Source organism: Arthrobacter sp. Dra40 (assembly GCF_059091905.1).
Genome location: NZ_JBNHHB010000088.1, coordinates 1 through 20,072, shown reverse-complemented (window position 1 = coordinate 20,072; position 20,072 = coordinate 1). Strand labels below are relative to the sequence as shown.

22 protein-coding genes are annotated in these 20,072 nt (G+C 66.2%); 14 read left to right on the top strand and 8 right to left on the bottom strand.

What is annotated here, in order from left to right:
* Both AC5RWT_RS23515 and trpD read left to right on the top strand, forming a co-directional pair.
* Window positions 1–225, top strand: a 225-nt coding sequence (locus AC5RWT_RS23515; protein WP_494082268.1) for a hypothetical protein, incomplete at its 5' end; no start/stop codon positions are given.
* Window positions 226–266: 41 nt separating this feature from the next.
* On the top strand, window positions 267–1,274 hold the full coding sequence (gene trpD, locus AC5RWT_RS23510) for an anthranilate phosphoribosyltransferase (RefSeq protein ID WP_494082269.1): 1,008 nt from the start codon (window positions 267–269) through the stop codon (window positions 1,272–1,274).
* 107 nt (window positions 1,275–1,381) lie between these two features.
* Here trpD and AC5RWT_RS23505 read toward each other — a convergent pair whose 3' ends face one another.
* Both AC5RWT_RS23505 and AC5RWT_RS23500 read right to left on the bottom strand, forming a co-directional pair.
* Window positions 1,382–1,663 (bottom strand): Lrp/AsnC family transcriptional regulator, encoded by a 282-nt coding sequence (locus AC5RWT_RS23505; protein ID WP_493967639.1) that lies wholly within the window; start codon window positions 1,661–1,663, stop codon window positions 1,382–1,384.
* A 43-nt stretch (window positions 1,664–1,706) separates the two neighbouring features.
* The gene (locus AC5RWT_RS23500) at window positions 1,707–2,114 is read right to left on the bottom strand and encodes a DUF3054 domain-containing protein (RefSeq protein ID WP_494082267.1); all 408 of its coding nucleotides are present in this window, start codon (window positions 2,112–2,114) and stop codon (window positions 1,707–1,709) included.
* A gap of 118 nt (window positions 2,115–2,232) precedes the next feature.
* On the opposite strand from AC5RWT_RS23500, the gene AC5RWT_RS23495 reads away from it, so the two are divergent.
* The 3 genes from AC5RWT_RS23495 to AC5RWT_RS23485 all read left to right on the top strand — a co-directional run bounded on the left by AC5RWT_RS23495 (window position 2,233) and on the right by AC5RWT_RS23485 (window position 3,782).
* Window positions 2,233–2,604 (top strand): VOC family protein, encoded by a 372-nt coding sequence (locus AC5RWT_RS23495; RefSeq protein WP_494082266.1) that lies wholly within the window; start codon window positions 2,233–2,235, stop codon window positions 2,602–2,604.
* Window positions 2,605–2,805: 201 nt separating this feature from the next.
* The gene (locus AC5RWT_RS23490) at window positions 2,806–3,261 is read left to right on the top strand and encodes a sigma factor-like helix-turn-helix DNA-binding protein (RefSeq protein ID WP_494082265.1); all 456 of its coding nucleotides are present in this window, start codon (window positions 2,806–2,808) and stop codon (window positions 3,259–3,261) included.
* Window positions 3,258–3,782, top strand: coding sequence for a hypothetical protein (locus tag AC5RWT_RS23485; protein WP_494082264.1), 525 nt, complete (start codon window positions 3,258–3,260; stop codon window positions 3,780–3,782). The genes AC5RWT_RS23490 and AC5RWT_RS23485 overlap by 4 nt, the downstream gene beginning before the upstream one ends.
* Before the next feature lie 98 nt (window positions 3,783–3,880).
* On the opposite strand, the gene AC5RWT_RS23480 is transcribed toward AC5RWT_RS23485, so the two are convergent.
* Window positions 3,881–4,645, bottom strand: coding sequence for an ANTAR domain-containing protein (locus AC5RWT_RS23480; protein WP_494082263.1), 765 nt, complete (start codon window positions 4,643–4,645; stop codon window positions 3,881–3,883).
* 132 nt (window positions 4,646–4,777) lie between these two features.
* On the opposite strand from AC5RWT_RS23480, the gene AC5RWT_RS23475 reads away from it, so the two are divergent.
* From AC5RWT_RS23475 to AC5RWT_RS23460, 4 genes are all read left to right on the top strand, one after another.
* On the top strand, window positions 4,778–5,107 hold the full coding sequence (locus AC5RWT_RS23475; protein WP_494082262.1) for a hypothetical protein: 330 nt from the start codon (window positions 4,778–4,780) through the stop codon (window positions 5,105–5,107).
* A 28-nt stretch (window positions 5,108–5,135) separates the two neighbouring features.
* On the top strand, window positions 5,136–5,612 hold the full coding sequence (locus AC5RWT_RS23470; RefSeq protein WP_493967632.1) for a VOC family protein: 477 nt from the start codon (window positions 5,136–5,138) through the stop codon (window positions 5,610–5,612).
* Window positions 5,613–5,674: 62 nt separating this feature from the next.
* Window positions 5,675–7,075, top strand: coding sequence for an amidase (locus AC5RWT_RS23465; RefSeq protein WP_494082261.1), 1,401 nt, complete (start codon window positions 5,675–5,677; stop codon window positions 7,073–7,075).
* Window positions 7,076–7,177: 102 nt separating this feature from the next.
* On the top strand, window positions 7,178–7,423 hold the full coding sequence (locus tag AC5RWT_RS23460; protein ID WP_493967630.1) for a hypothetical protein: 246 nt from the start codon (window positions 7,178–7,180) through the stop codon (window positions 7,421–7,423).
* Between the two features lie 80 nt (window positions 7,424–7,503).
* Here AC5RWT_RS23460 and AC5RWT_RS23455 read toward each other — a convergent pair whose 3' ends face one another.
* The 3 genes from AC5RWT_RS23455 to AC5RWT_RS23445 form a co-directional block, all read right to left on the bottom strand.
* Window positions 7,504–8,424: a S1C family serine protease gene (locus tag AC5RWT_RS23455; RefSeq protein ID WP_494082260.1), complete on the bottom strand. Its 921-nt coding sequence runs from the start codon at window positions 8,422–8,424 to the stop codon at window positions 7,504–7,506.
* 778 nt (window positions 8,425–9,202) lie between these two features.
* Window positions 9,203–11,590 (bottom strand): ATP-binding cassette domain-containing protein, encoded by a 2,388-nt coding sequence (locus AC5RWT_RS23450; protein ID WP_494082259.1) that lies wholly within the window; start codon window positions 11,588–11,590, stop codon window positions 9,203–9,205.
* A gap of 256 nt (window positions 11,591–11,846) precedes the next feature.
* Window positions 11,847–12,788, bottom strand: coding sequence for a 5'-3' exonuclease (locus AC5RWT_RS23445; protein WP_494082258.1), 942 nt, complete (start codon window positions 12,786–12,788; stop codon window positions 11,847–11,849).
* A 62-nt stretch (window positions 12,789–12,850) separates the two neighbouring features.
* Between AC5RWT_RS23445 and AC5RWT_RS23440 the strand changes: the two genes are divergently transcribed.
* Complete coding sequence (locus AC5RWT_RS23440) at window positions 12,851–13,753, top strand: hypothetical protein (RefSeq protein WP_494082257.1); 903 nt, start codon at window positions 12,851–12,853, stop codon at window positions 13,751–13,753.
* A 135-nt stretch (window positions 13,754–13,888) separates the two neighbouring features.
* Window positions 13,889–14,521 carry a peptide deformylase gene (locus tag AC5RWT_RS23435; protein WP_494082256.1) on the top strand — a complete coding sequence of 211 codons (633 nt, stop codon included), beginning with the start codon at window positions 13,889–13,891 and terminating at the stop codon, window positions 14,519–14,521.
* Window positions 14,522–14,544: 23 nt separating this feature from the next.
* On the opposite strand, the gene AC5RWT_RS23430 is transcribed toward AC5RWT_RS23435, so the two are convergent.
* The gene (locus AC5RWT_RS23430) at window positions 14,545–16,587 is read right to left on the bottom strand and encodes a S9 family peptidase (RefSeq protein WP_494082255.1); all 2,043 of its coding nucleotides are present in this window, start codon (window positions 16,585–16,587) and stop codon (window positions 14,545–14,547) included.
* Window positions 16,588–16,694: 107 nt separating this feature from the next.
* Here AC5RWT_RS23430 and AC5RWT_RS23425 point away from each other — a divergent pair, with 107 nt between their 5' ends.
* Window positions 16,695–17,573, top strand: a complete 879-nt coding sequence (locus AC5RWT_RS23425; RefSeq protein ID WP_494082254.1) for a putative RNA methyltransferase — start codon at window positions 16,695–16,697, stop codon at window positions 17,571–17,573.
* Window positions 17,574–17,592: 19 nt separating this feature from the next.
* Here AC5RWT_RS23425 and yczE read toward each other — a convergent pair whose 3' ends face one another.
* The gene (gene yczE / locus AC5RWT_RS23420; protein ID WP_494082253.1) at window positions 17,593–18,240 is read right to left on the bottom strand and encodes a membrane protein YczE; all 648 of its coding nucleotides are present in this window, start codon (window positions 18,238–18,240) and stop codon (window positions 17,593–17,595) included.
* A gap of 265 nt (window positions 18,241–18,505) precedes the next feature.
* Between yczE and AC5RWT_RS23415 the strand changes: the two genes are divergently transcribed.
* Window positions 18,506–18,979, top strand: a complete 474-nt coding sequence (locus AC5RWT_RS23415; protein WP_493967623.1) for an NfeD family protein — start codon at window positions 18,506–18,508, stop codon at window positions 18,977–18,979.
* Between the two features lie 61 nt (window positions 18,980–19,040).
* Window positions 19,041–19,973: an SPFH domain-containing protein gene (locus tag AC5RWT_RS23410; protein ID WP_494082252.1), complete on the top strand. Its 933-nt coding sequence runs from the start codon at window positions 19,041–19,043 to the stop codon at window positions 19,971–19,973.
* Window positions 19,974–20,072: the final 99 nt, after the last annotated feature.

Here is a 20,072-nt window from a genome sequence, read left to right as displayed (position 1 = left end):
CGACAGAAACCAGATTGGGGCGGTTCAGCGTTGGATGCGCCGGGGTACTGGGGGCATGGGTTGCAGTTGTCACAAGGCCATTATGTCTATAAATCCGTCCAGTTCACCAATGCATTTGAACGTGTGGCGCCGCGTTTGGGTTCCGGGGCCGCAGTATTCCGCGGAACGGCGCGGAAGTTAACAATCCGGAAGTTTCTACAAAACGTAGATAACCTAGGGAGGTGACGACCGAACCCAACGCTCAGAACGCACCCACGTGGCCCGAGATGATCTCGGCCCTGATCTCACGGCAGGACCTCACCACGGCCCAAACGCAGTGGGCGATGAACACGATCATGTCCGGCGGGGCCTCCGACGCACAGATGGCTGGCTTCCTGGTCGCACTGCGCGCCAAGGGGGAGACGGTCGAAGAGTTGACGGGGCTGGTGGAAGCCATGGTCGCCAACGCCAGACCGATCGACATACCGGGCGAGAAACTGGACATCGTTGGTACCGGCGGAGACCGGCAGAATACCGTGAATATCTCGTCCATGGCTGCCTTGGTGTGCGCGGGGGCAGGGGCACGGATCGTCAAGCACGGAAACCGCGCCGCGTCGTCCTCGTCCGGTTCTGCCGACGTGATCGAAGCCTTGGGCGTGCGGCTCGACCTTCCGGTGGAGCGGGTGGCGCAGACCGCCGTCGAAGCCGGCATCACTTTCTGCTTTGCACAGGTCTTCCACCCGTCGATGCGCTACGCCGGCGCCGTCCGCGGCGAGCTGGGCGTGGCCACGGCTTTTAACTTCATGGGTCCGATGACCAATCCGGCACATCCCACGGCCGCTGCCATCGGCGTTGCCGACGCCCGGCTGGCGCCGCTGATTGCCGGCGTGCTGGCTGCCCGCGGCATCCGCGCGTTGGTTTTCCGCGGCGGCGACGGTTTGGACGAGTTGACCACGACCGGCCCTTCCTCGGTGTGGGAAGTGCGCGGGGGTGCTGTGGCGGAATACGAGCTGGATCCGCTGGACCTCGGCATCGCCCGTGCCACCTTGGACGATCTGCGCGGCGGCAACGCCGCGGCGAATGCGGAAGTCGTGCGCCGAGTCCTGGCGGGCGAGAAAGGGCCCGTCCGCGATGCCGTTGTCCTCAACGCCGCCGCCGCCTTGGTGGCCAATGACACAACCGCGGACGCGCCGCTGCTGCAACGCCTGGCCACCGGTCTCGAGCGTGCCAATGAAGCCATTGACAGCGGCGCCGCTGCCGGGGCTTTGCAGCGTTGGATCGACGCCACCGGCTGACCGCAGCCACCCGACCGCTGCAGCAAACCTTAACCACGACGCAGCAGCAACCCTTAACCGCGAGTGCCCCGGGCTGATGTCCGGGGCACTCGTGGTCTTCGGCGAGCCTAGTGTTCGAAGCCGAGCGAGAAGGCGGCATCCAAGTCGTGCTTTGAATAGGCCCGGAAGGCGATGTGTGTGGTGGTCGCCTGCACGCCCTTGACCTTCGAGAGCCGGTCGGCGATGACATCGGCCAGCTCGTCGTGCTTGGAAACGCGGGCCACGGCGATCAAATCCCATTCGCCGGTGACCGAGTAGACCTCGCTGATGCCGTCGATCTCGGAGATTTCCTGGGCGCACTCCGGGATCCGGGTGGCATCGGTCCGGATGAGAACGAATGCTGTAGCCACTGCACTGCCTTTCTGCTGGAGGTGGATTTTCCTATAACCGAGGTTATTCCACGCGTCGTCCGAAGCGTAGTTTGATGACCAGCGCGGCTAGCGCCCGCCATCCCAGCAGGAACGCGCCCAGGACCAGGAAAGTGACGATCTGGAAGGACAGGGCCAGCCCGCCGCCCGCGAGGCCCCGCAGGGCAAGGCCGAGGACCACCGCCGCCAGCCAGACGACGACGCCGGAGGGCCAGAGGGCAGCCGGCCGGCGCCAGGCCCGGGAGGCGAGCCAGCCGCCCATCGCCCCGGCCAGGAACGGGGCCGCGGTGAGCAGGATTCCGGCCGGGGCAAGTCCATGTTGGTGGGTGTCCCGGCCGGCCGTGGCGAAAATCACGACAGCGGCCAGGTCCAGAACAAGCGCTGATGTCACCAAAGGGATTCCGGCCCGCAGCCGGGGAGAAGTTTCAGTCACCCCTCCACAGTATCGGCCTCGGACCGGAGTACGATGCGGGAGACGGGCCGGGAGGCCTGAAGCCCGGGGCCGCCGACCGGAAGGGCTCAACCCGGGCGCTGGGGGAGGAGCAGCAGCCATGAAACTGGTGCAGGTTGCGCTGGGCGTGACGGAGCTCGAGCGGGCTACCCGTTTCTACACCGACCTCCTGGGCTATCCGCCGGCAGGAGTCTTCAATCCGCCAGGGCTGGTGTTTTTCGATCTGGACGGCGTGCGGTTGCTGTTGGAGGCCGGAGCGCCGGCGGCACTCTTGTATCTGCGAGTTCCCTCGGTCCGGGGGCGGATCGAGGAGTTGCGCCGGCACGGAATCCTGGTCGTGGAGGAGCCGCAGGTGATCTTCCGGCACGACGACAACTCTCTGGGGCCTGCCGGCACAGAGGAGTGGATGGCCTTCATCCGTGATTCGGAAGGTAACCTGCTGGGTCTGGTCAGCCACGAGCCGGCAGAGTAGGCCTTAGCTTGTGCAAAGGCCGCACAAGCCTGCATACTTGTTCTGAGGGTAACAAGGGAGCACGTTTGTATGTTCGTGTTGACGGTCGACCAACGCCGGTCCCGGGGCCGGCAGGACCTTGTCCCGGGAGCACTGAGCGACTTGAACAGTGACCCGGGGCGCCCGCTGCTCCGAAACTTTGAACGCACGGCTGGAGACGAGATGCAGGCAGTAGTCGCCGATGCCTCCGTGGCGGCGGACCTGGCCTTGAACCTTGCTCTCAGCGGCCGCTGGAGTGTCGGTATCGGCGTGGGCGGGGTCGTTGATCCGCTGCCGGAGTCCACCCGGGCCGGGTCGGGCGAGGCTTTCGAGCGCGCACGGGAAGCAGTGACTGCAGCAAAGACCTCGCCGGGCAACCTTGCGGTCTCCGGTGCCCGTGCGGAGGCTGGGCACGCCGAAGCGGTGCTGCAGTTGTTGGTGTCGGTGGCGCGCAAGCGGAGCAGGGAGGCGACCGAGGCCGGCGTCCTCAGCGATGAGGGGCTCACCCAGCAGCAGATCGCCGACCATCTGGGAATTACCCAGCAAGCTGTCTCAAGCAGGTTGCATAGTGGACTCTGGCAGGAGTGGCGCCGGGCACGGCTGGCCGCACAGGCCCTGCTGGAAGGGGCAGACCGGTGAGCGTTGTGGCACTCGTGGTGCTCTGCGTAGCCGCCGCTGTGGCCGCTCCCATGTACTTTGAGCGGTTCCAGGGAGCCGGCAACCGGTGGTTGTATGCCGCCAGCACCGTGTCCCTGCTGCTCTTGGGCGCGGCAGGACTGCTGGCTGTCGTCGGGCACGGCGGTCTTGGCCCGGTGGCCTATGCCCTGGGCGTCGCCGCGGCCGCCGTGGGGGGCGGGCCGGTCACTGTGACCATCTTGCGGTTGTCGTTCAATGCCTCCCACCCGGACAACAACACGGATCCGGAAGAGTCGCCGGTGCTCCGCGGCGGCGCCTGGATCGGCGTGCTGGAGCGTACTGCGATTGCGGCCACCCTGCTGGCCGAATGGCCGGAAGGTCTGGCGGTTGTCCTCGCAGTGAAGGGGTTGGGCCGGTATTCAGAGCTCGGCCAGTCCGGGGCGGCCGAGCGGTTTATCCTGGGCACCTTCGCCAGTGTTCTGTGGGCTGCAGCAGCCACGGGCATCGCCGTCCTCGTGCGCTGAGCGGGCGCAGCCCATGGGCATCGCCGTCCTCGTGCGCTGAGCGGGCGCAGCCGATGGGCTTCGCCGGCCTCATGCGCTGAGCCGGGGCCGGCAACCGTTTACTCGTCAAAGCGTGTGGTGGCCGGGCCGGCCAGCGGCTCTACGATGCCGCGCGCAACCTCACGAAGTTTGATGTTCCGTGCGTTTGACGCGCGGCGGAGGATCTCCATGGCGCGGCCTTGGCTGCAGGAGTTTTGGGCCATCACGATGCCGGCCGCCAGATTGATCGTGGTCCGGGACTCCAACGCCGCCTCCAGCTGGGCCGCGCGCCTCGCTTGCCGGTCCATCCGTACCGCAAGCATGAGGGGTTTGGCCGCGAGGCGCGCAAACCGGGAGGCTGCGGCAAGGTGCGCCTCGGAGAATCCGCGGGCTTGGCCGTGATAGCAAGACAGGACCGCGCCGGTGCCACCGCCGTCGATGTTCAGTCGGAGCGGCACCGCAAGGACCGCGCCGATTCCGGCAGACGCTGCCTCCGCCATGAAGCCCCGCCAGCGCGTCTCTGCTGAGACATCCCGCACCAGGACCGCGGCCCCGGCGCGCATGGCACTCACCCCGGGTCCGTCGTCGTTCTGGTGCTGGTAATCCTCCAGCGCGGCTGCCGGGCCCTGACCGTTGGAGGCGGTGCGCCCACCGTGGCCCTGGTGCAGGAGTGCCGTGCAGGTTACAGTTCCGCCCGGCTCCACGGTTGCGGCCGCGTGCCGGGCCAGACGGTACAGGAAGCCCTGCAGATCCTCGCTGCTCAGCAACGCGTCTTGGATTTGTTCTACCAGGTGTGCCTCTGGCCCGGCCTCGTGCATGGCAGCCACCCCGAACACGGTGCCCATCAGGCGACGGGCACGCAGCCTTCGTTTTGTCCCTGTGAGATATGTTACGCGGTTGTTGCCTCTGTCACACGGCTCCTCTTATGATTGTCACCGGTCAAGGAGCGGCCAATGGGGAACTTTCAAGGGGAAAATATGGATCCCAAATTGCGCGTGGTCGTTCGTGTGGATATCGATAGGGAATCCGCCAGCATTGAAGTGCGCGGACATGTAACAACCCGGAACATGGTGGCACTGTATTCGCTGGTTCGCCGCACCAGTGCCCTCGCCTCCGGCCTGGGCGTCACCATCAACCTGGAGCATGCGCGTATCGAAGCCGAAGCGCTTGAGGAACTCCACGGCTGCAGTGAGAGCAAGCAGCTGCCCGGTTATGCGTCGCCTGAGGGCCAGGGCTACCGCTTGCGGGTGATCGATCCACCGGATGCGCGCAACGAAGCCATGTCGCTGGCCGGCGCCGCCGGCTGAGTCGGCCAACGCAGGGGAGGAGCCCGTTATGCAGAAGATCACACCGTGCCTCTGGTTCGACGGCGAGGCCGAAGAGGCCGCCGGGTTTTACGTCCAGCTGTTCAAGAACTCCAAGATCCTGGACGTGACGCACTACGGCGAAAGCGGACCCGGCACCGAAGGGCAGGTCCTGACCGTCGAGTTTGAACTGGACGGTCAGTCCTTTACCGCCCTGAATGGGGGAGCGCAGTTCACCTTCAACGAGGCGGTGTCCTTGCAGGTTGATTGCGAGGACCAGGCCGAAGTTGACAGGCTTTGGGATGCGCTGACGGCCGACGGCGGCGCCGAGAGCCAGTGTGGCTGGCTCAAGGACAAGTACGGCTTATCGTGGCAAATCATTCCCTCGGCGCTGCCGGGGTTGATCGGCGGACCGGATCCGCGCAAAGCCCAGCGCGCCATGGAAGCGATGCTGCAGATGAGGAAAATAGACATCGGCGAGCTCCAACGCGCGTACGACGCCGGATAGGCACCGGACAGGCACCGGACAGGCGAAACACGCCTGCGGGGCCCCCGGGTGGAGGAGCAGCCGTGGAGCTCTACGAATTTGCCTCGCTGGACGCCGTGGGACTCCGGGAGTTGCTGCGCAACGGCGACATCACGGCGCCTGAGGTCCAAGACTCCGCCCGCGCCGCGGTCGGGTCGGTCAACCCGGACCTGAACGCCCTGACCATGCCGCTGCTCGACGAGCCACAGGCTTATGACGCTGGCGGCGCGTTTGCAGGCTTGCCGTTCCTGATCAAGGACAGCTCTCCTTTTGCCCGCGGCATGCCCTTTACCCTGGGCAGCCGGGCCATCCGGGGAGCGGTTGCGGCAGAGGACCACCCGCTGATGTCCAGCTTCCGGTCCGCGGGGCTGGCTGCTCTTGGCCAGACCACCGCGCCCGAGCTAAGCCTGAGCTTTGCCACCGAGTCGCGGCGGTACGGGATCACCCGGAATCCTTGGGCGCTGGACCGGGGCGCGGGAGGTTCCAGTGGGGGCGCTGCCGCACTGGTCGCGGCCGGCGCGGTTCCGCTGGCCCACGGCAATGACGGAGCAGGCTCGCTGAGGATTCCGGCCGCCTGCTGTGGTGTGGTCGGTTTGAAACCGAGCCGGGGCCGGACACCCCGTACCCTCTCGCTGTGCGCGCCCGGGCGGGAGCCCTCCGTCGAATTCGCCGTGACGCGAACGGTCCGCGATGCCGCCTATTTGCTGGATGCCGTTGGGCTGCCGTTCCCGGGGGAAACACAGGGGAGCGGGCGCCATGTCGCCGCACTTTCCAGTGCGTCCCGATGGTTGCGCCTGGCGGTCAGCACCGAGCCCTGGGCACACGCTGCCGTTGATGAGCAGGTTGCGGCCGCAGCCGTTGCTGTTGCCGGCACGCTGGCGTGGATTGGACACGCAGTGGAGCAGGCGAAACCGAAGCTGGAGGCGGAAGACGTCGTCGAGGGGGAGATGTTGGGCATCTATGCCGCCGGCCGGGCCGTGCTGAACTCGCCTCGGCCGGTCGACGCATCCCTCCTGGAGGCCATGTCTCAGAAGGTCCTAAAGGAGACGTCAGCAGCAGGTTTCGACGCCTTCAATGCGGCGGTGCTGGCCCAACAGCGGGTGACGGCCGCCGTCGACCGCTTCTTCGAAAACCACGACCTCTTGGTCACGCCCACGCTCGCCCGACTGCCGCTTTGCCACGGTGCGCTCAACTATGACGACCCCACGGGTGACATCCGGTCCTGGCTGCGCCGCCTTTTCGACTACGGACCGTTCACGGCGGCATTCAACGTGTCAGGTCACCCTGCCATCAGCCTGCCCTTGGGGGAGAGCCGCGAGGGGCTGCCGATAGGTGTGCAGCTGGTGGCGCCGATGGGTCGGGAGGACTTGCTCCTGCGCGTGGGAGCAGAGCTGGAGCAGGCCATGCCGTGGAAAGACCGGCAGCCGTCCATCTTCGTGAGTTAGCCTCGGCCTGCCGGCGGTTCGGAAGGCCCGGTGTGTGGGCGGCGGGGTCGGCATACATCGACCGCCCTTGTGGCTTCTCCAACGCGGGCGTATACCGGAGGTATGTTTACCCCGGTTGGGCCCTTGGTGCATTGGCTGGAATTCATCGCCTGGAGCGTCGCCCTTGTGGGCATAGTGGTCTTCCTGCTCGCTGCGGACTCGGTGGTGCTTTCGCATCCCCGCGGCGAACGGCTGACCCAGGACCGGTCCAGGCACCTCACGATGCTGGTCGCCGGCTGGCTGGCGGTCATCGGTGCCGTGACCGGCTTCGTCCTGACCGCCATGGCCGTCAGCCACGGCGGTTACTGACGCGTCTGATTCCGCGAATGGGGCGTGCCGGGTTCCCGGCGCCCAGTGGCAGTCGTGTCGTGTGAGCGCGGCACTGGATTTCAGGCCATCTCCTCGGGCAGCGCGATGACATCCACCAGCGCACCGGACCTGAGGACGGTCATCGGAAAAGGAACGCCGATGGCGTCGGCAAAGAGCAGCTTCTGCAGGCTTTCGGCACTTGAGACATGACGCCGGCCAGCATCCACCACAAGATCGCCCGCTTTGATCCCGGCGCGTTCAGCGGGGGAGCCGGGAATGACCTCGACAACCCGCAGGGCGTCCCGTTGTCCGGACCGAAGGGCCATGTGGGGCGGAAGACGTACCGGCGTGCTCACCAGCCCGAGGTAAGCGCGCCGAACCCGCCCGTTGCTCATGAGGGCGGAGATGATGCGGCGCGTTGTGGCGTTGATCGGAACTGCCAGCCCCAAACCCGTACCGGCAACTGCTGTGTTGATCCCGACGACGCGCCCTCGGCTGTCGGCCAGGGCGCCCCCTGAGTTGCCGGGATTAAGCGCTGCGTCTGTTTGAATCACGTCTTCAATCACGTGCCGGCCCCGGCTTGATCGGGTGGGAATGGAGCGCCCGAGCCCGCTCACAACGCCGGCAGTGACGGAACCGGCAAGCCCCAAAGGGTTGCCCACCGCAATAACCAGCTGGCCTACGCGCAGCAATTCGGCCTCGCCGAGTTCTGCCGGCGGCGGGGTGTTTGACAAGCCCCGGATGACTGCAAGATCGGACAAAGGATCAGCGCCGACAATTTCGATCTCCGTGGCTTCACCATCGGCGAAGGCGGCGGTCCCGGCTTTGGCGCCCGCGACCACGTGCGCATTCGTCAACATGTAGCCGTCTTCGGTAAACACCACGGCGGAGCCGCTGCCGACCACGATCCTACTGCCGCGCGCGTTCTGCACCTCGATGGCAGCAACGTGGGGGGTGATGATTTCAGCAACGCGCATGACTGTCTGCGAGTAGACGTCCATCGGATCGTGGTCCGGGGAACGGGTCGGGTCCACGCCATTGGATTCCATGGTTTTCCTGGTTTCTCGGCTTTAATGATGGAACGCTTTTAGCCCGCCCAGCGCAACCAAGCTCCTGTGGCGTGAGCGGCACCTGCCTCCCAAGCCTGAGGGAGGGCCTCGGTACAGCGAGCCGTGTTTTCCATGGCGGCGAGCCTACTCCCGGCGCAGGACAGGAACCAGTGCTTTTCCGCAGCAACCCGGATGCTTATGGATGCGTCCGTTCAGTCTGCACTGCATACGCAGATTGTCCGGTAGTAGTGGTTCACGCCCCGGACCCTGGTCAGGGACGGGGGGACCGCCTCGGAGGCTTTACTTGACATAATGTGGATTATCGGCGCGCCGGAGAGGTGCGGGCGGGGAGCCATTTTGCCGCCGTTCTGATTGTGCCGGCGCACTCACACTTGCTGCGTGCTGTTTGCTGCTTGGTGCGTGCTGCCGGCCGATTCTGCCCACGGCCTGGTCGTGCGTTGCACCAGTGCGCCTGTCCGCGGATGCGCACCATATGAGACGCACGACGGCGATCGACAATCCGTGCAGCTGGCGTAGGCCCGGTGGACAACCGGCGTGGCGCGGCTGATCGGCCGCCAGGCAACGGGTGCCCGGGGCCCTCACCGCGGGACGATCCGCGACCGCCCCGGTCGCGTGGCCCCATCAGGTTGACATAACTCGGCGCGCTTCCTGGCGCAGCCGGGAGCGTCCGTTGCCGCCGCAGCCTCGGACTCCGGCGGCAACGGCCGCCTCAAGCCCCGACGTAGGCCGCGAGGTGTTTGCCCGTCAGCGTTGAACGATCGGCCACCAGGTCGGCAGGAGTTCCCTCGAAGACGATGCGGCCGCCGTCGTGGCCGGCACCCGGGCCGATATCGATGATCCAGTCGGCGTGGGCCATGACTGCTTGGTGATGCTCGATGACGATCACGGACTTGCCGGAGTCCACAAGGCGGTCCAGGAGACCCAGCAATTGCTCGACGTCGGCCAAGTGGAGTCCGGTGGTCGGCTCGTCAAGCACATAGATGTCGCCCTTCTCGGCCATCTGGGTTGCCAGCTTAAGCCGTTGCCGCTCGCCGCCGGAGAGAGTGGTGAGCGGCTGGCCCAGTGTCATGTAGCCCAGCCCCACGTCCGCGAGCCGCTCCAGGACCTTGTGCGCGGCCGGGGTGCGGGCCTCGCCAGTGCTGAAAAACTTTTCGGCCTCGTTGACTGGCATGGCGAGCACCTCGGAGATGTTTCGGCCGCCCAGCGTGTACTCCAGCACCGCTGCCTGGAAACGCTTCCCGTTACATTCCTCGCAGGCGGACTCGACGGTCTCCATGATGCCCAGTTCCGTGTAGATCACGCCCGCGCCGTTACAGACGGGACAGGCGCCCTCGGAATTGGAACTGAACAGCGCCGGCTTGACGCCGTTGGCCTTGGCAAACGCTTTGCGGATCGGCTCAAGCAGCCCGGTATAGGTCGCCGGGTTGCTGCGGCGCGACCCTTTAATTGCACTTTGGTCTATCACGACGACGCCGTCGCGGCCGGTGATCGACCCGTGGATCAGCGAACTCTTGCCCGAGCCTGCGACTCCTGTAATCACCGTCAGCACTCCGAGCGGAACATCGACATCCACGTCCTGGAGGTTGTGCGTCGCCGCACCGCGGATTTCAAGGGCACGGGTATACGCACGCGCCGACTTTTTGAGGGCCGCCCGGTCATCGAGATGGCGTCCGGTGATGGTGTCGCTCCCCCGCAGCCCCTCCAAACTGCCCGCAAAACAGATCGTTCCACCCGCCGTGCCGGCGCCGGGGCCCAGATCGATGACGTGGTCGGCGATCGCTATGGTCTCAGGCTTGTGCTCCACCACCAGCACGGTGTTGCCTTTGTCGCGCAGTTGGAGCAGCAGCTGGTTCATCCGCTCGATGTCATGCGGGTGCAATCCGATGGTGGGTTCGTCAAAGACGTAGGTGACGTCGGTGAGCGAGGAGCCGAGGTGCCGGATCATCTTGGTCCGCTGGGCCTCTCCCCCGGACAGCGTCCCCGCCGGCCGGTCCAAGGAAAGATAGCCCAGCCCGATCCCGGCGAAGGAATCAAGCAGGTGCTGCAGTCCGCTCAGCAGCGGCGCTACCGTCGGCTCGTCGAGGTCGCGGATCCATGCAGCCAGATCGCTGATCTGCATCTGGCACAGGTCGGCGATGTTCTTCCCGCGGATTTTCGACGACAACGCCTCCTGGGCGAGCCGGGTTCCGTTGCAGTCAGGACAGATCGTGAAGGTGATCGCCCGGTCCACGAACGCGCGGATGTGGGGCTGCATGGCCTCACGGTCCTTGGACAGCATCGACTTCTGGATCTTGGGAATCAAGCCCTCATAGGTGAGGTTGATCCCCTCCACCTTGATCTTGGTCGGCTCCGAATAGAGCAGCTGGTGGAGTTCTTTCTTCGTGAACTTCGCAATCGGCTTGTCCATCGGCAGTCCTGCGCCGCTGAAGATGCGGCCGTACCACCCGTCCATGCTGTAGCCGGGTACCGTCAGCGCGCCTTCGGAGAGCGATTTCGACTCGTCGTACAGCGCCGACAAGTCGAAATCGCTGACCGAGCCCATGCCCTCGCAACGGGCGCACATACCGCCCAGGCGGTTAAAGGTCGCTTTTTCGGCCTTGGTCTTTCCGCCGCGTTCGACGGTGATGGCCCCGCTGGCCTTCACCGAAGGAACGTTGAAGGAGTAGGCGTTCGGTGAGCCGATGTGCGGGTCCCCCAGTCTGCTGAAGAGAATCCGCAGCATGGCGTTGGCATCGGTCGCCGTCCCCACGGTGGAGCGCGGGTTGGCCCCCATGCGCTCTTGGTCGACGAGGATCGCGGTCGTGAGTCCGTCCAACACGTCGACGTCGGGACGCGCCAACGTCGGCATGAACCCCTGCACGAACGCGCTGTAGGTCTCATTGATCATGCGCTGGGATTCGGCGGCAATGGTGCCGAACACCAGCGAACTCTTGCCTGAACCCGAAACCCCTGTGAATACCGTCAGCCGCCGTTTGGGAATCTCGACGGTGATGTCCCTGAGGTTGTTGACCCGCGCACCCTGCACCCTGATCAAGTCGTGGCTGTCCGCCGCGTGCGTTGAATGCGGCTGCGGGTCCGTCGTGGTGGCCGTGCTCATGGTGTCTCCATCTCTTGAGTTCCCGCCGGCGCGGCTCGGCGCTGCCGGAAGACTGTCGTCCCAGGGGTCTTGCGCATCTGATCCGCCGGGCCCCTGCGCACCGTCGCGGCAACAGTCACGTACTCACTTTATGCGACCCGGGCCGGACTTTGCCGGGCAGATGCGGCGTGAACGCGGGATGCGGGTGGGTCGCCAGCGCCGAGGCGGGTGGGGCATGAGCCGCACCCTCGCGCCCGGCCGTGGCCAACGCCTGAGCTCAGCCGGGGAGGCTGCCGACTGCCTTGAGCGCTTGCAGGAGGCGGCGGGATGGTCCGCTGCAGTTGAGGTCCTGGGCGAGCAGTTCAAGATGCTCCGCCCGTTCGGTGTCCAACGGCCGCAGGCGGGCATCGAAGGTGCCCAGCTCCAAATCGCGGACGACGCCGACGACGGTCGGGGCGACTTTGAGGTAATCGGCAGACTCAGTGATCCTGGCCCGCAGCCGCGCCGACATGGAAGCCTCCGGGTCTGCCGCCGCCGCAACAATTCCGGCCAGGCTGCCGTAGTCCTTCAGCAGCCCGGCGGCCGTCTTGTCCCCGATGCCGGAGACTCCGGGCAAGCCGTCGGACGTGTCTCCGCGCAACGTGGCGAAGTCGGCGTACTGAATCGGCAGCACGCTGTACTTGCGCACGACCGACACGTCGGTCATGACCTCGAGGTTGCTCATTCCCCGCGCCGTGTAGATCACGCGCACTTCGCCTTCGTCGTCCACCAACTGGAACAGGTCCCGGTCGCCGGTCACGATGTCGACTGGCACGCTGGCACTGGCTGCCAGGCTGCCGATGACGTCGTCGGCCTCATGGTCGTCCGCGCCGATAACGGTGACACCGAAGGCGTCCAGCACCCGGCGTATCAGGGGCAGCTGGACCACCAGGCCCGGCGGGGTTTCCTCGACATCAACGCCGTTCGGCACCAGCCGGGCAACCCGGTGGCGCTTGTAGGTGGGGATCAGGTCCACCCGCCAGGCAGGGCGCCAGTCGTTGTCCCAGCAGGCCACCAGCTGGGTTGGTTGGTAGTCGGTGATTAGCCGGGCCATGATGTCCAGCAACCCGCGCACGGCATTCACCGGCGTGCCGTCCTTGGCTTTGATCGTCTCCGGGAGCGCATGGAAGGCCCGGAAGTACAGCGATGCGGTGTCCAGGAGCATGAGTCGTTCGGCCACGGATTGCCCTTTCACAGCTGGCGGGGACCCCGGTTGCGAGGAGTTGGTACTACCTTAGTGGCATGGGTCACCGATGCCTGCGGAAGCGGAACGGCTCCGTCTTGGTGCTGACGGCTGCGGTCCTGCTGTCGGCCTGCTCCACCGGGTCCGGGAACGTCTCCCCCGCGACCTCGGTGGCACCGGCTCCCGTCAGCGCCGCGGTGGACCAGAGCCGCGCGGACTACACGGACCGGGTGGTCAACCTGGTCATCACCAACATCTCCGATGAGCCCTTGCTTGTCACCTCCGCCGCCCTGAAGTCACCGCTCTTCGAGGGCGCTGCTGACTGGAAGCCGACGCGCGCCGGCGGCACCCGGCTCGTGGCCGGTGCAACAGTCAGCTTGCCGGCCCAGCTGCAGGCTGCCCAGTGTCCGGCCGGAAACACCGCGGACGCTGCGCCCGGGCTGATCACCGTGACGCTGGATGGTGAAGAAGCCGGGTTGAACACGGTGGAGGTCCGGGCCGGCGATCCGCACTCCGTGCTCTCCCGCAATCACTCCTCCGACTGCTTGGCGCAGGCCGCGGGGTCGGTGGCCAGGCTACGGCTGGACCGGGACCTACACGTGCTGACCGGGAGCGGGGCCGCCGTGGTCGGCATAGATGTGCAACCGTCCGGCGGAGACGGATCGCTGGTCATCGAGTCCTTTGGCACCACCACCTTGATCGACGAAGACCGGAACCACCCGTGGCCCCGAAGCGTCCGCGTGGCCGGGACCGACCCGCCGTCACACCTGGAACTCACCATCGTGCCGACGCGCTGCGATCTACACGCCATCGCCGAGGACAAGTTGGGCACCAAGATTCCGGTGAGCATGACCGCCCAGGGCGTGGACGGCGTCCTCCGCCTCGACGGCGGACGCAGCTTCGTCCGTCAGCTGTACCGATTCGTGACCGATGCCTGCGCCGCTGGCGGGCGGGATCATTAGCACCGGGGGGATCGGGGCGGAATAGCCGGTACCGGGACGGATTCCGGAGCACGGGGAGGCCGGGCATGAAAAGCCGCTGGCCGGGGCCGGATGCTCAATCCAGACACAGCACTGCAACGACCTAGACTTGCTGCTGTGACTGACTACTCTGCCGAGCACCTGCGCGATCTGCTCCATTCGCTGACCGTCACCGGCCAACCGGCACCGATCCTTCAGGTGGGCGAGCCCGTGCTGCGGTCGCCGGCAGCGGCGTTCGACGGGCAATTGGACGATGCGGAGCTGAATGCGCTGCTGGAACTCCTGCGCCGCACCATGCAGGCTGCCCCCGGGGTGGGACTGGCAGCTCCGCAAATCGGCATCCCGCTGCGCATAGCGGTGATCGAGGACATGTTCGAGCCGGGCCCCGAGGTTGCCGCAGCCCGCGAACGCTCCCCTCTCCCCTACTTCGCCGTCATCAATCCGACCTATCGTCCCCGCGGTGACGAAACAGCCGCGTTCTACGAAGGATGCCTGTCCTTTGCGGGCTACCAGGGCGTGGTGGAACGGTACCGAAGTGTCGAACTCGACTTCGATCGGCCCGACGGAAGCCGCGCACGCGAAACCTTCGTGGGCTGGCAAGCCAGGATCGTGCAGCACGAGACGGACCATTTGTCCGGCACCATCTATGTGGACAAGATGTTGCCCCGATCCCTGAGCGGCCATGACGAGTATTCCCGCTACTGGGCGCATCCCACGATCGACGCGGCGCGCACCGGTCTGGCCTTCTAGCCGGCAGCACAGCACACCACAAACTACGCCTGGGAAGCAGCAGCCTCCGCTCCGGCCGCTGCCGGGAGGCCGCCGTCGTCGTTGTTGCCTGCGGTCGGAAGATAGGCAGCCCACCAGCGCAGGATTTCGTCGAAGCGCTGTTTGCGGTGCCACGGTGTCCCGGTGCGGGACAGCTCGTGGTTCTCCCCGGGAAAGATGAGCAACTGCGTGGGGATGCCGCGCTGCTTGAGTCCCACGTAGTAGCGCTGCGCCTGCTCCAGCGGGCAGCGCAGGTCCTCCTCGGAGTGGATGACGAAGACAGGGGTGCGTACCTTGTCCAGCTGCGCGAACGGGTTCTGGCTTTCGACCTGCTCCGGGTCCGTGCCCGTGTATTCGCCGGAGAAGAACCAGCCGATATCCGAGGAACCAACGAACGAGGGCGGATCCAGGTACCCGCGCTCGACGATCGCCGCGGTGAACCGGTGGTCCTGGGACACGGTCCAGGCGGTGAGATAGCCGCCGTAGGACCCGCCCATGATGCCCTGGCGCCGCCCGTCAAGCTGCGGGTACTTGTCTACGGCGCCGGCCAGGAACGAGAGCACGTCCGCCATGTCGACGGTTCCCATGGCGCCCTTGATGGCGCGCCCGTGGGCCTGCCCGTAGCCGGCGGATCCGCGGGGATTGCACATGACGACGGCGTAGCCGGCGTTGGCGTAGACCTGCGCCTCGTCGAACACCTCCCAGCCATACTGCGCAAACGGGCCGCCGTGGATGTTCAGCAACACAGGATGCGGCCCCTCGCCGTCAGGGAGCAGCACCCAGCCGTGCACCGGATAGCCGTCCGCTGAAGCGAAGACCTCCTCCCGGGGCTGGATGATGCCGGCTGCCTGCAGCGCCGCGGAGAAGTCGGTCAGGCGTTGCAGCCCTCCGCGGGACACAAGCGCCAGATCCCCGGCGCTCATCGCATCGGAGAAGGTGACGGCGGTGCAGCCGGCCTTGCGGTCGGCAGCGGAAATGGTCAGCGGGCCGTCGACCAGAACCTTCAGGCCGCCGGCCACTGAGACTTCCACCAGTTGCGCAGCCCCCCGGTACCGGTTCACAGCCAGTACCGAGTCCGGGCCTGCGGTCGCCAGGCCCCCTTCGGCCAGGTCCATGGTCTCCGGATCGGTCAGGCGGCGCACCTGATGCGGGGCAGTGACGGGAGCCGCGTACAGTGCGGTGTTTTGGGCCACGAAGTCCGTTCCGCTGCCAATCAGGCTGCCGTGGTAGAACAACCAGGCGCCGTCGGAACTCAGCTGTGGGGACGCCGCCGCCACGAGGGCGCCCGAGAGGTTGGACATCAGCTGCGGCCGGCTGCCGCCGGCGTCGGGGTCCAGGGCATACACATCCCGCCGCAAGTCCTCATCGGCCCGCGCGTGGAGGGCCGCCGTAAAGTACAGGGCGCGGCCGTCCGGGCTGAAAACCGGGCTGTCATGGTCCGCGTCGGCGGACGTGAGCCGCCGGGCCGCGGGGACGGCGGAAAACTTCGCTCCGGCATCCTCGGTGGCCTTGAGTGCGCGGCCCACCGGGGCTACCGGCGGCTCGGCCTGCACATCCGGTGTGTCCACGATGAACAGCTGGGTCCGTTGATCGCCGGTGTAGCCGGTGCCGTTCATGCGGTATTTGTAGCCGGTGACCAGCCGGGCATCCTCCGCGCCGGGACCAACGCCCTCCATCGAGCCGTAGCGCCCGTTCGCCGGCACCCGCGCCGCAAAGACCAGGCGGCGGGAGTCCGGAGACCAGATGAAGGAAGCCACCCCGAGCTTTTCGTCGGTGACGGCCACAGGCTCTCCGCCGCGACTTTCGACCACCATCAGCTGCGGCCGCTCCCCCGGTGCCTTCGCGCGCAGGAACGCCAGCGACGCGCCGTCGGGCGAATAGGCAGGCGCGGTGTCACGGAACCCGCGGGTCAGGCGGCGGGGCGCGGCACCGCCGTCATCAAGCGGCACTTCCCACAATTGCCCCACATAGCTGTCCGATGCGAAGTCCGGATGGGTGACGGAAACGCTGGCTCGGCTGCCGTCGGGGTGGATGGTCGGTGCAGACACCGAATTAAGTAAAGCAAGGTCTTCAGATCTCACCCATGTGAGCCTAGTCTCATCAGCTGGCCGGGGCTAATCCGCCGGACCGGACCCGGCGTTGCCTAGGATGGAGCATGCCCTCCGCCCCGCGCTCCCTTGACCTTGTACCGCTGCTGCTCTGCCCGCTGTGCGGTGAAGTGCTGGAAGCCGCCGGGCAGTCTCCTGCACAGGGGCTTCGCTGTGCGGGGGGCCATCAATACGACGGCGCCCGGCAGGGTTACGTCAACATGCTCACCGGACGCGGCACCCGGTTCATCCCGGACACGGCAGAGATGGTGTCGGCGCGGGAGGGGTTCCTTGGCGAGGGGCACTACGCCCCGTTGGCCGCGCAGCTGTCCCAAACCGTCAAGGCGCTCCTGGCGGGCTCGCCCGATCCCGTGCTGCTGGACGCCGGGGCCGGCACCGGTTACTACCTCGGAGCGGTGATTGAGGGACTCCCGGGCGCACGGGCGGTGGCGATGGACCTGTCCAAGTTTGCCCTGAGGCGCGCGGCCCGGGTGCTGCCCGAGGCCCTCTGCATCGTCTGGGATCTTTGGAAGCCGCTGCCGCTGGCGGCCGGGAGCACGGACTTGATCCTCAACGTGTTTGCACCGCGCAATCCGGCTGAATTCGCCCGAATCCTGAAACCAAACGGGTACCTGGTGGTTGCCACGGCTGCGCCAGGGCACCTGGACGAACTGCGGGACTTGGTCCCGCTGCTGGCCGTTGATGCCGACAAACCGGACCGGCTGGGCACGGCGCTGGGCCAGGACTTCGAGGAGATGGCGTCCGAGCCGTTGCAGGTGCCGCTTCGGCTGGAGGTTGAGGACATCGTGCGGTTGGTCATGATGGGGCCCAACGCCCACCATACGGAGGCCGCAGCAATCCGGTCGGCGGCGGTGGCCGCCGGCGGGGCGGTTCATGTGACGGCACGTTTCAGGGTGAGCTCCTACCGGCGCCGCGGCCGGGTCTAGCGCACTTGTGTCCGGTCAGCTAGTCCCGGACGGGTTTGGCCGGCACCTTTTTGCGCCCGCCCGGCTGCAGGTCCACGAACATCCACTTGAGGAAGAGCTGGATTAAGGGCCCGATGGCCAGGACAAACACCACGGTTCCGATCCCGACGACGCCGCCGAGCAGCCATCCGGCGAGGGTCGCCGCCGCTTCAATCCCGGTCCGGACAATCCAGACCTGCCAACCTGTGACCGCGTGCAGCCCGGTCATCAAGCCATCCCGGGGTCCGGGCCCGAGGCCGGCACCGATATACAGCGCACTGGCCGCTGCCAGCAGGACAAGGCCCGTTCCGAAGGACAGGACCTGTGCGGCCCAGTGATCCCACTGCGGAATAACCATCAAGCCGAAGTCGGCGAAGAAGCCGACGAGAATGGCATTGGCTATGGTGCCGGCGCCGGGCTTTTGGCGCAGCGGGATCCAGAGCAGCAGGACCGCCGCGCTGATCGCCACCGTAGCCCAGCCGAAACTGATGCCGGTGGCGCGGGAAACACCTTGGCTCAGCACGTCCCAGGGTGCGGAGCCAAGATTGGCCCGGATCATCAGCGCAATGGCAATGCCGTACGCGAAGAGCCCGGCCAACAGGCGCAGTGAGCGCAGGGACAGGCTGCTGCTGGTCAGCAGGGACTTCATGGACGGTTCCCGGTTACGCGGCGGGTCGCGGGTTTCAGCACTGCCCCATCCTACCCAGCGCACCACCCTGACCTGCCGGACCTGCATTCTGATTACAACTTGGCCACGATACGCCGGATAGCGGGCAGATGTGGCGTATCTCACGCCGCCGGCGGCCGGCGTCGGGCATGATGGAGGTATCAAGGGCAAAAGCAGCCCGGCGCGGATGCCTGCAGGAACGAGGCAGCTTCGGATACGGCGGCTGCTCCAACATCAGGGAGTACTGATGATCGAATGGCTCGTCGACAACAGCTGGGTACTCTGGCTGGCTGTTTTCCTCATCCTGGCCATCGTCGAGATGATGACGCTGGACCTGTTCTTCATCATGATGTCCTCAGGTGCGCTGGTTGCCTTGTTCGCAGCGTTGCTCGGATTTCCTTTCTGGCTTCAGGTGGTCATCTTCTGCGTAGTCGCACTGCTCATGGTGCTTTTCGTCCGGCCGGTCGCGCTGCGGCATCTGCGCAGCGGTCCACGGGACCGTGCCACAAACGTAGACCGGCTGATCGGCGAATCGGCGGTAACCCTCGAATCAGTCACCGACCATTCCGGAGTCGTGAAGATCGGCGGCGACACCTGGTCTGCCAGGTCTGCCGACGGGTCGGCCATTCCGGCCGGTCAGCGCGTTTCGGTGGCCCGGATCGAGGGTGCCACCGCCGTCGTCATCCCGCAGCGCGCAGACGGGCCTTTGCCGGCCCAGTAAGACCCGGGCCGGGCGCCGGCCCGGTCCGTGAGCCCACTGACACCACTCTTAGAGGGGAACTATGGATAGCAATATCGGAATCTGGATCGTGCTGCTGGTCCTGATCATTTTCGTTGTGATCGTGCTGGTCCGCGCGGTGCGGATCATCCCGCAGGCACGGGCCGGCGTTGTGGAACGACTGGGCAAGTACCAGCGAACGCTCAATCCCGGATTAACCATCCTGATCCCCTTCGTGGACCGGCTGCTGCCGCTGCTGGATCTTCGCGAGCAGGTCGTGTCCTTCCCGCCGCAGCCAGTCATCACCGAGGACAACCTCGTGGTCTCCATCGACACCGTGGTCTATTTCCAGGTCACCGATGCCCGCGCCGCGACGTACGAGATCGCCAACTACATCCAGGCAGTCGAGCAGTTGACCACCACGACCCTGCGCAACGTGGTGGGCGGTCTGAATCTGGAAGAGGCACTGACTTCCCGTGACCAAATCAACGGCCAGCTCCGCGGTGTGCTGGACGAAGCGACCGGACGCTGGGGCATCCGGGTCTCCCGGGTCGAGCTCAAGGCGATCGATCCCCCGCATTCCATCCAGGATTCGATGGAGAAGCAGATGCGGGCCGAGCGGGACCGCCGTGCGGCCATCCTGACCGCCGAGGGCACCAAGCAGTCGCAGATTTTGACGGCTGAAGGCCAGCGCCAGGCAGCCATCCTCGCTGCCGAAGGCGACGCCAAGGCCGCCATCCTACGGGCCGATGGTGAAGCCCAGGCCATCCAGAAGGTGTTTGACGCCATCCACAAGGGCAATCCCACGCAGAAGTTGCTGGCCTACCAGTACCTGCAGACACTGCCCAAGATCGCTGAAGGTGAGTCCAACAAACTCTGGATCATCCCCAGTGAGGTGGGCGAAGCGCTCAAGGGCATAGGCAGCCTCTTGGGCACCGCCGCTCGGGAGGACGGCACCGCGCCGGTGGCCTCAACCATCGGCGAACCTCGGGCCTAGCCCAGAGCCAGAGCGGGAGCGGGAGCATCCGGCGGATGCTGCCGCTGCCGGTTTCGGTTTTCCCCGGAACCTCTGCGCCGACTACAATGGGTTGTTTGC

Bases quoted from the DNA above. Each gene is read 5' to 3' on its own strand.
- trpD (WP_494082269.1), top strand. From the start codon at position 267: ATGATCTCGGCCCTGATCTCACGGCAGGACCTCACCACGGCCCAAACG.
- AC5RWT_RS23495 (WP_494082266.1), top strand. From the start codon at position 2,233: ATGAAACTGGTGCAGGTTGCGCTGGGCGTGACGGAGCTCGAGCGGGCT.
- AC5RWT_RS23490 (WP_494082265.1), top strand. From the start codon at position 2,806: ATGCAGGCAGTAGTCGCCGATGCCTCCGTGGCGGCGGACCTGGCCTTG.
- AC5RWT_RS23480 (WP_494082263.1), bottom strand. From the start codon at position 4,645: ATGGGCACCGTGTTCGGGGTGGCTGCCATGCACGAGGCCGGGCCAGAG.
- AC5RWT_RS23475 (WP_494082262.1), top strand. From the start codon at position 4,778: ATGGATCCCAAATTGCGCGTGGTCGTTCGTGTGGATATCGATAGGGAA.
- AC5RWT_RS23470 (WP_493967632.1), top strand. From the start codon at position 5,136: ATGCAGAAGATCACACCGTGCCTCTGGTTCGACGGCGAGGCCGAAGAG.
- AC5RWT_RS23460 (WP_493967630.1), top strand. From the start codon at position 7,178: ATGTTTACCCCGGTTGGGCCCTTGGTGCATTGGCTGGAATTCATCGCC.
- AC5RWT_RS23455 (WP_494082260.1), bottom strand. From the start codon at position 8,424: ATGGACGTCTACTCGCAGACAGTCATGCGCGTTGCTGAAATCATCACC.
- AC5RWT_RS23450 (WP_494082259.1), bottom strand. From the start codon at position 11,590: ATGAGCACGGCCACCACGACGGACCCGCAGCCGCATTCAACGCACGCG.
- AC5RWT_RS23440 (WP_494082257.1), top strand. From the start codon at position 12,851: ATGGGTCACCGATGCCTGCGGAAGCGGAACGGCTCCGTCTTGGTGCTG.
- AC5RWT_RS23425 (WP_494082254.1), top strand. From the start codon at position 16,695: ATGCCCTCCGCCCCGCGCTCCCTTGACCTTGTACCGCTGCTGCTCTGC.
- yczE (WP_494082253.1), bottom strand. From the start codon at position 18,240: ATGAAGTCCCTGCTGACCAGCAGCAGCCTGTCCCTGCGCTCACTGCGC.
- AC5RWT_RS23415 (WP_493967623.1), top strand. From the start codon at position 18,506: ATGATCGAATGGCTCGTCGACAACAGCTGGGTACTCTGGCTGGCTGTT.
- AC5RWT_RS23410 (WP_494082252.1), top strand. From the start codon at position 19,041: ATGGATAGCAATATCGGAATCTGGATCGTGCTGCTGGTCCTGATCATT.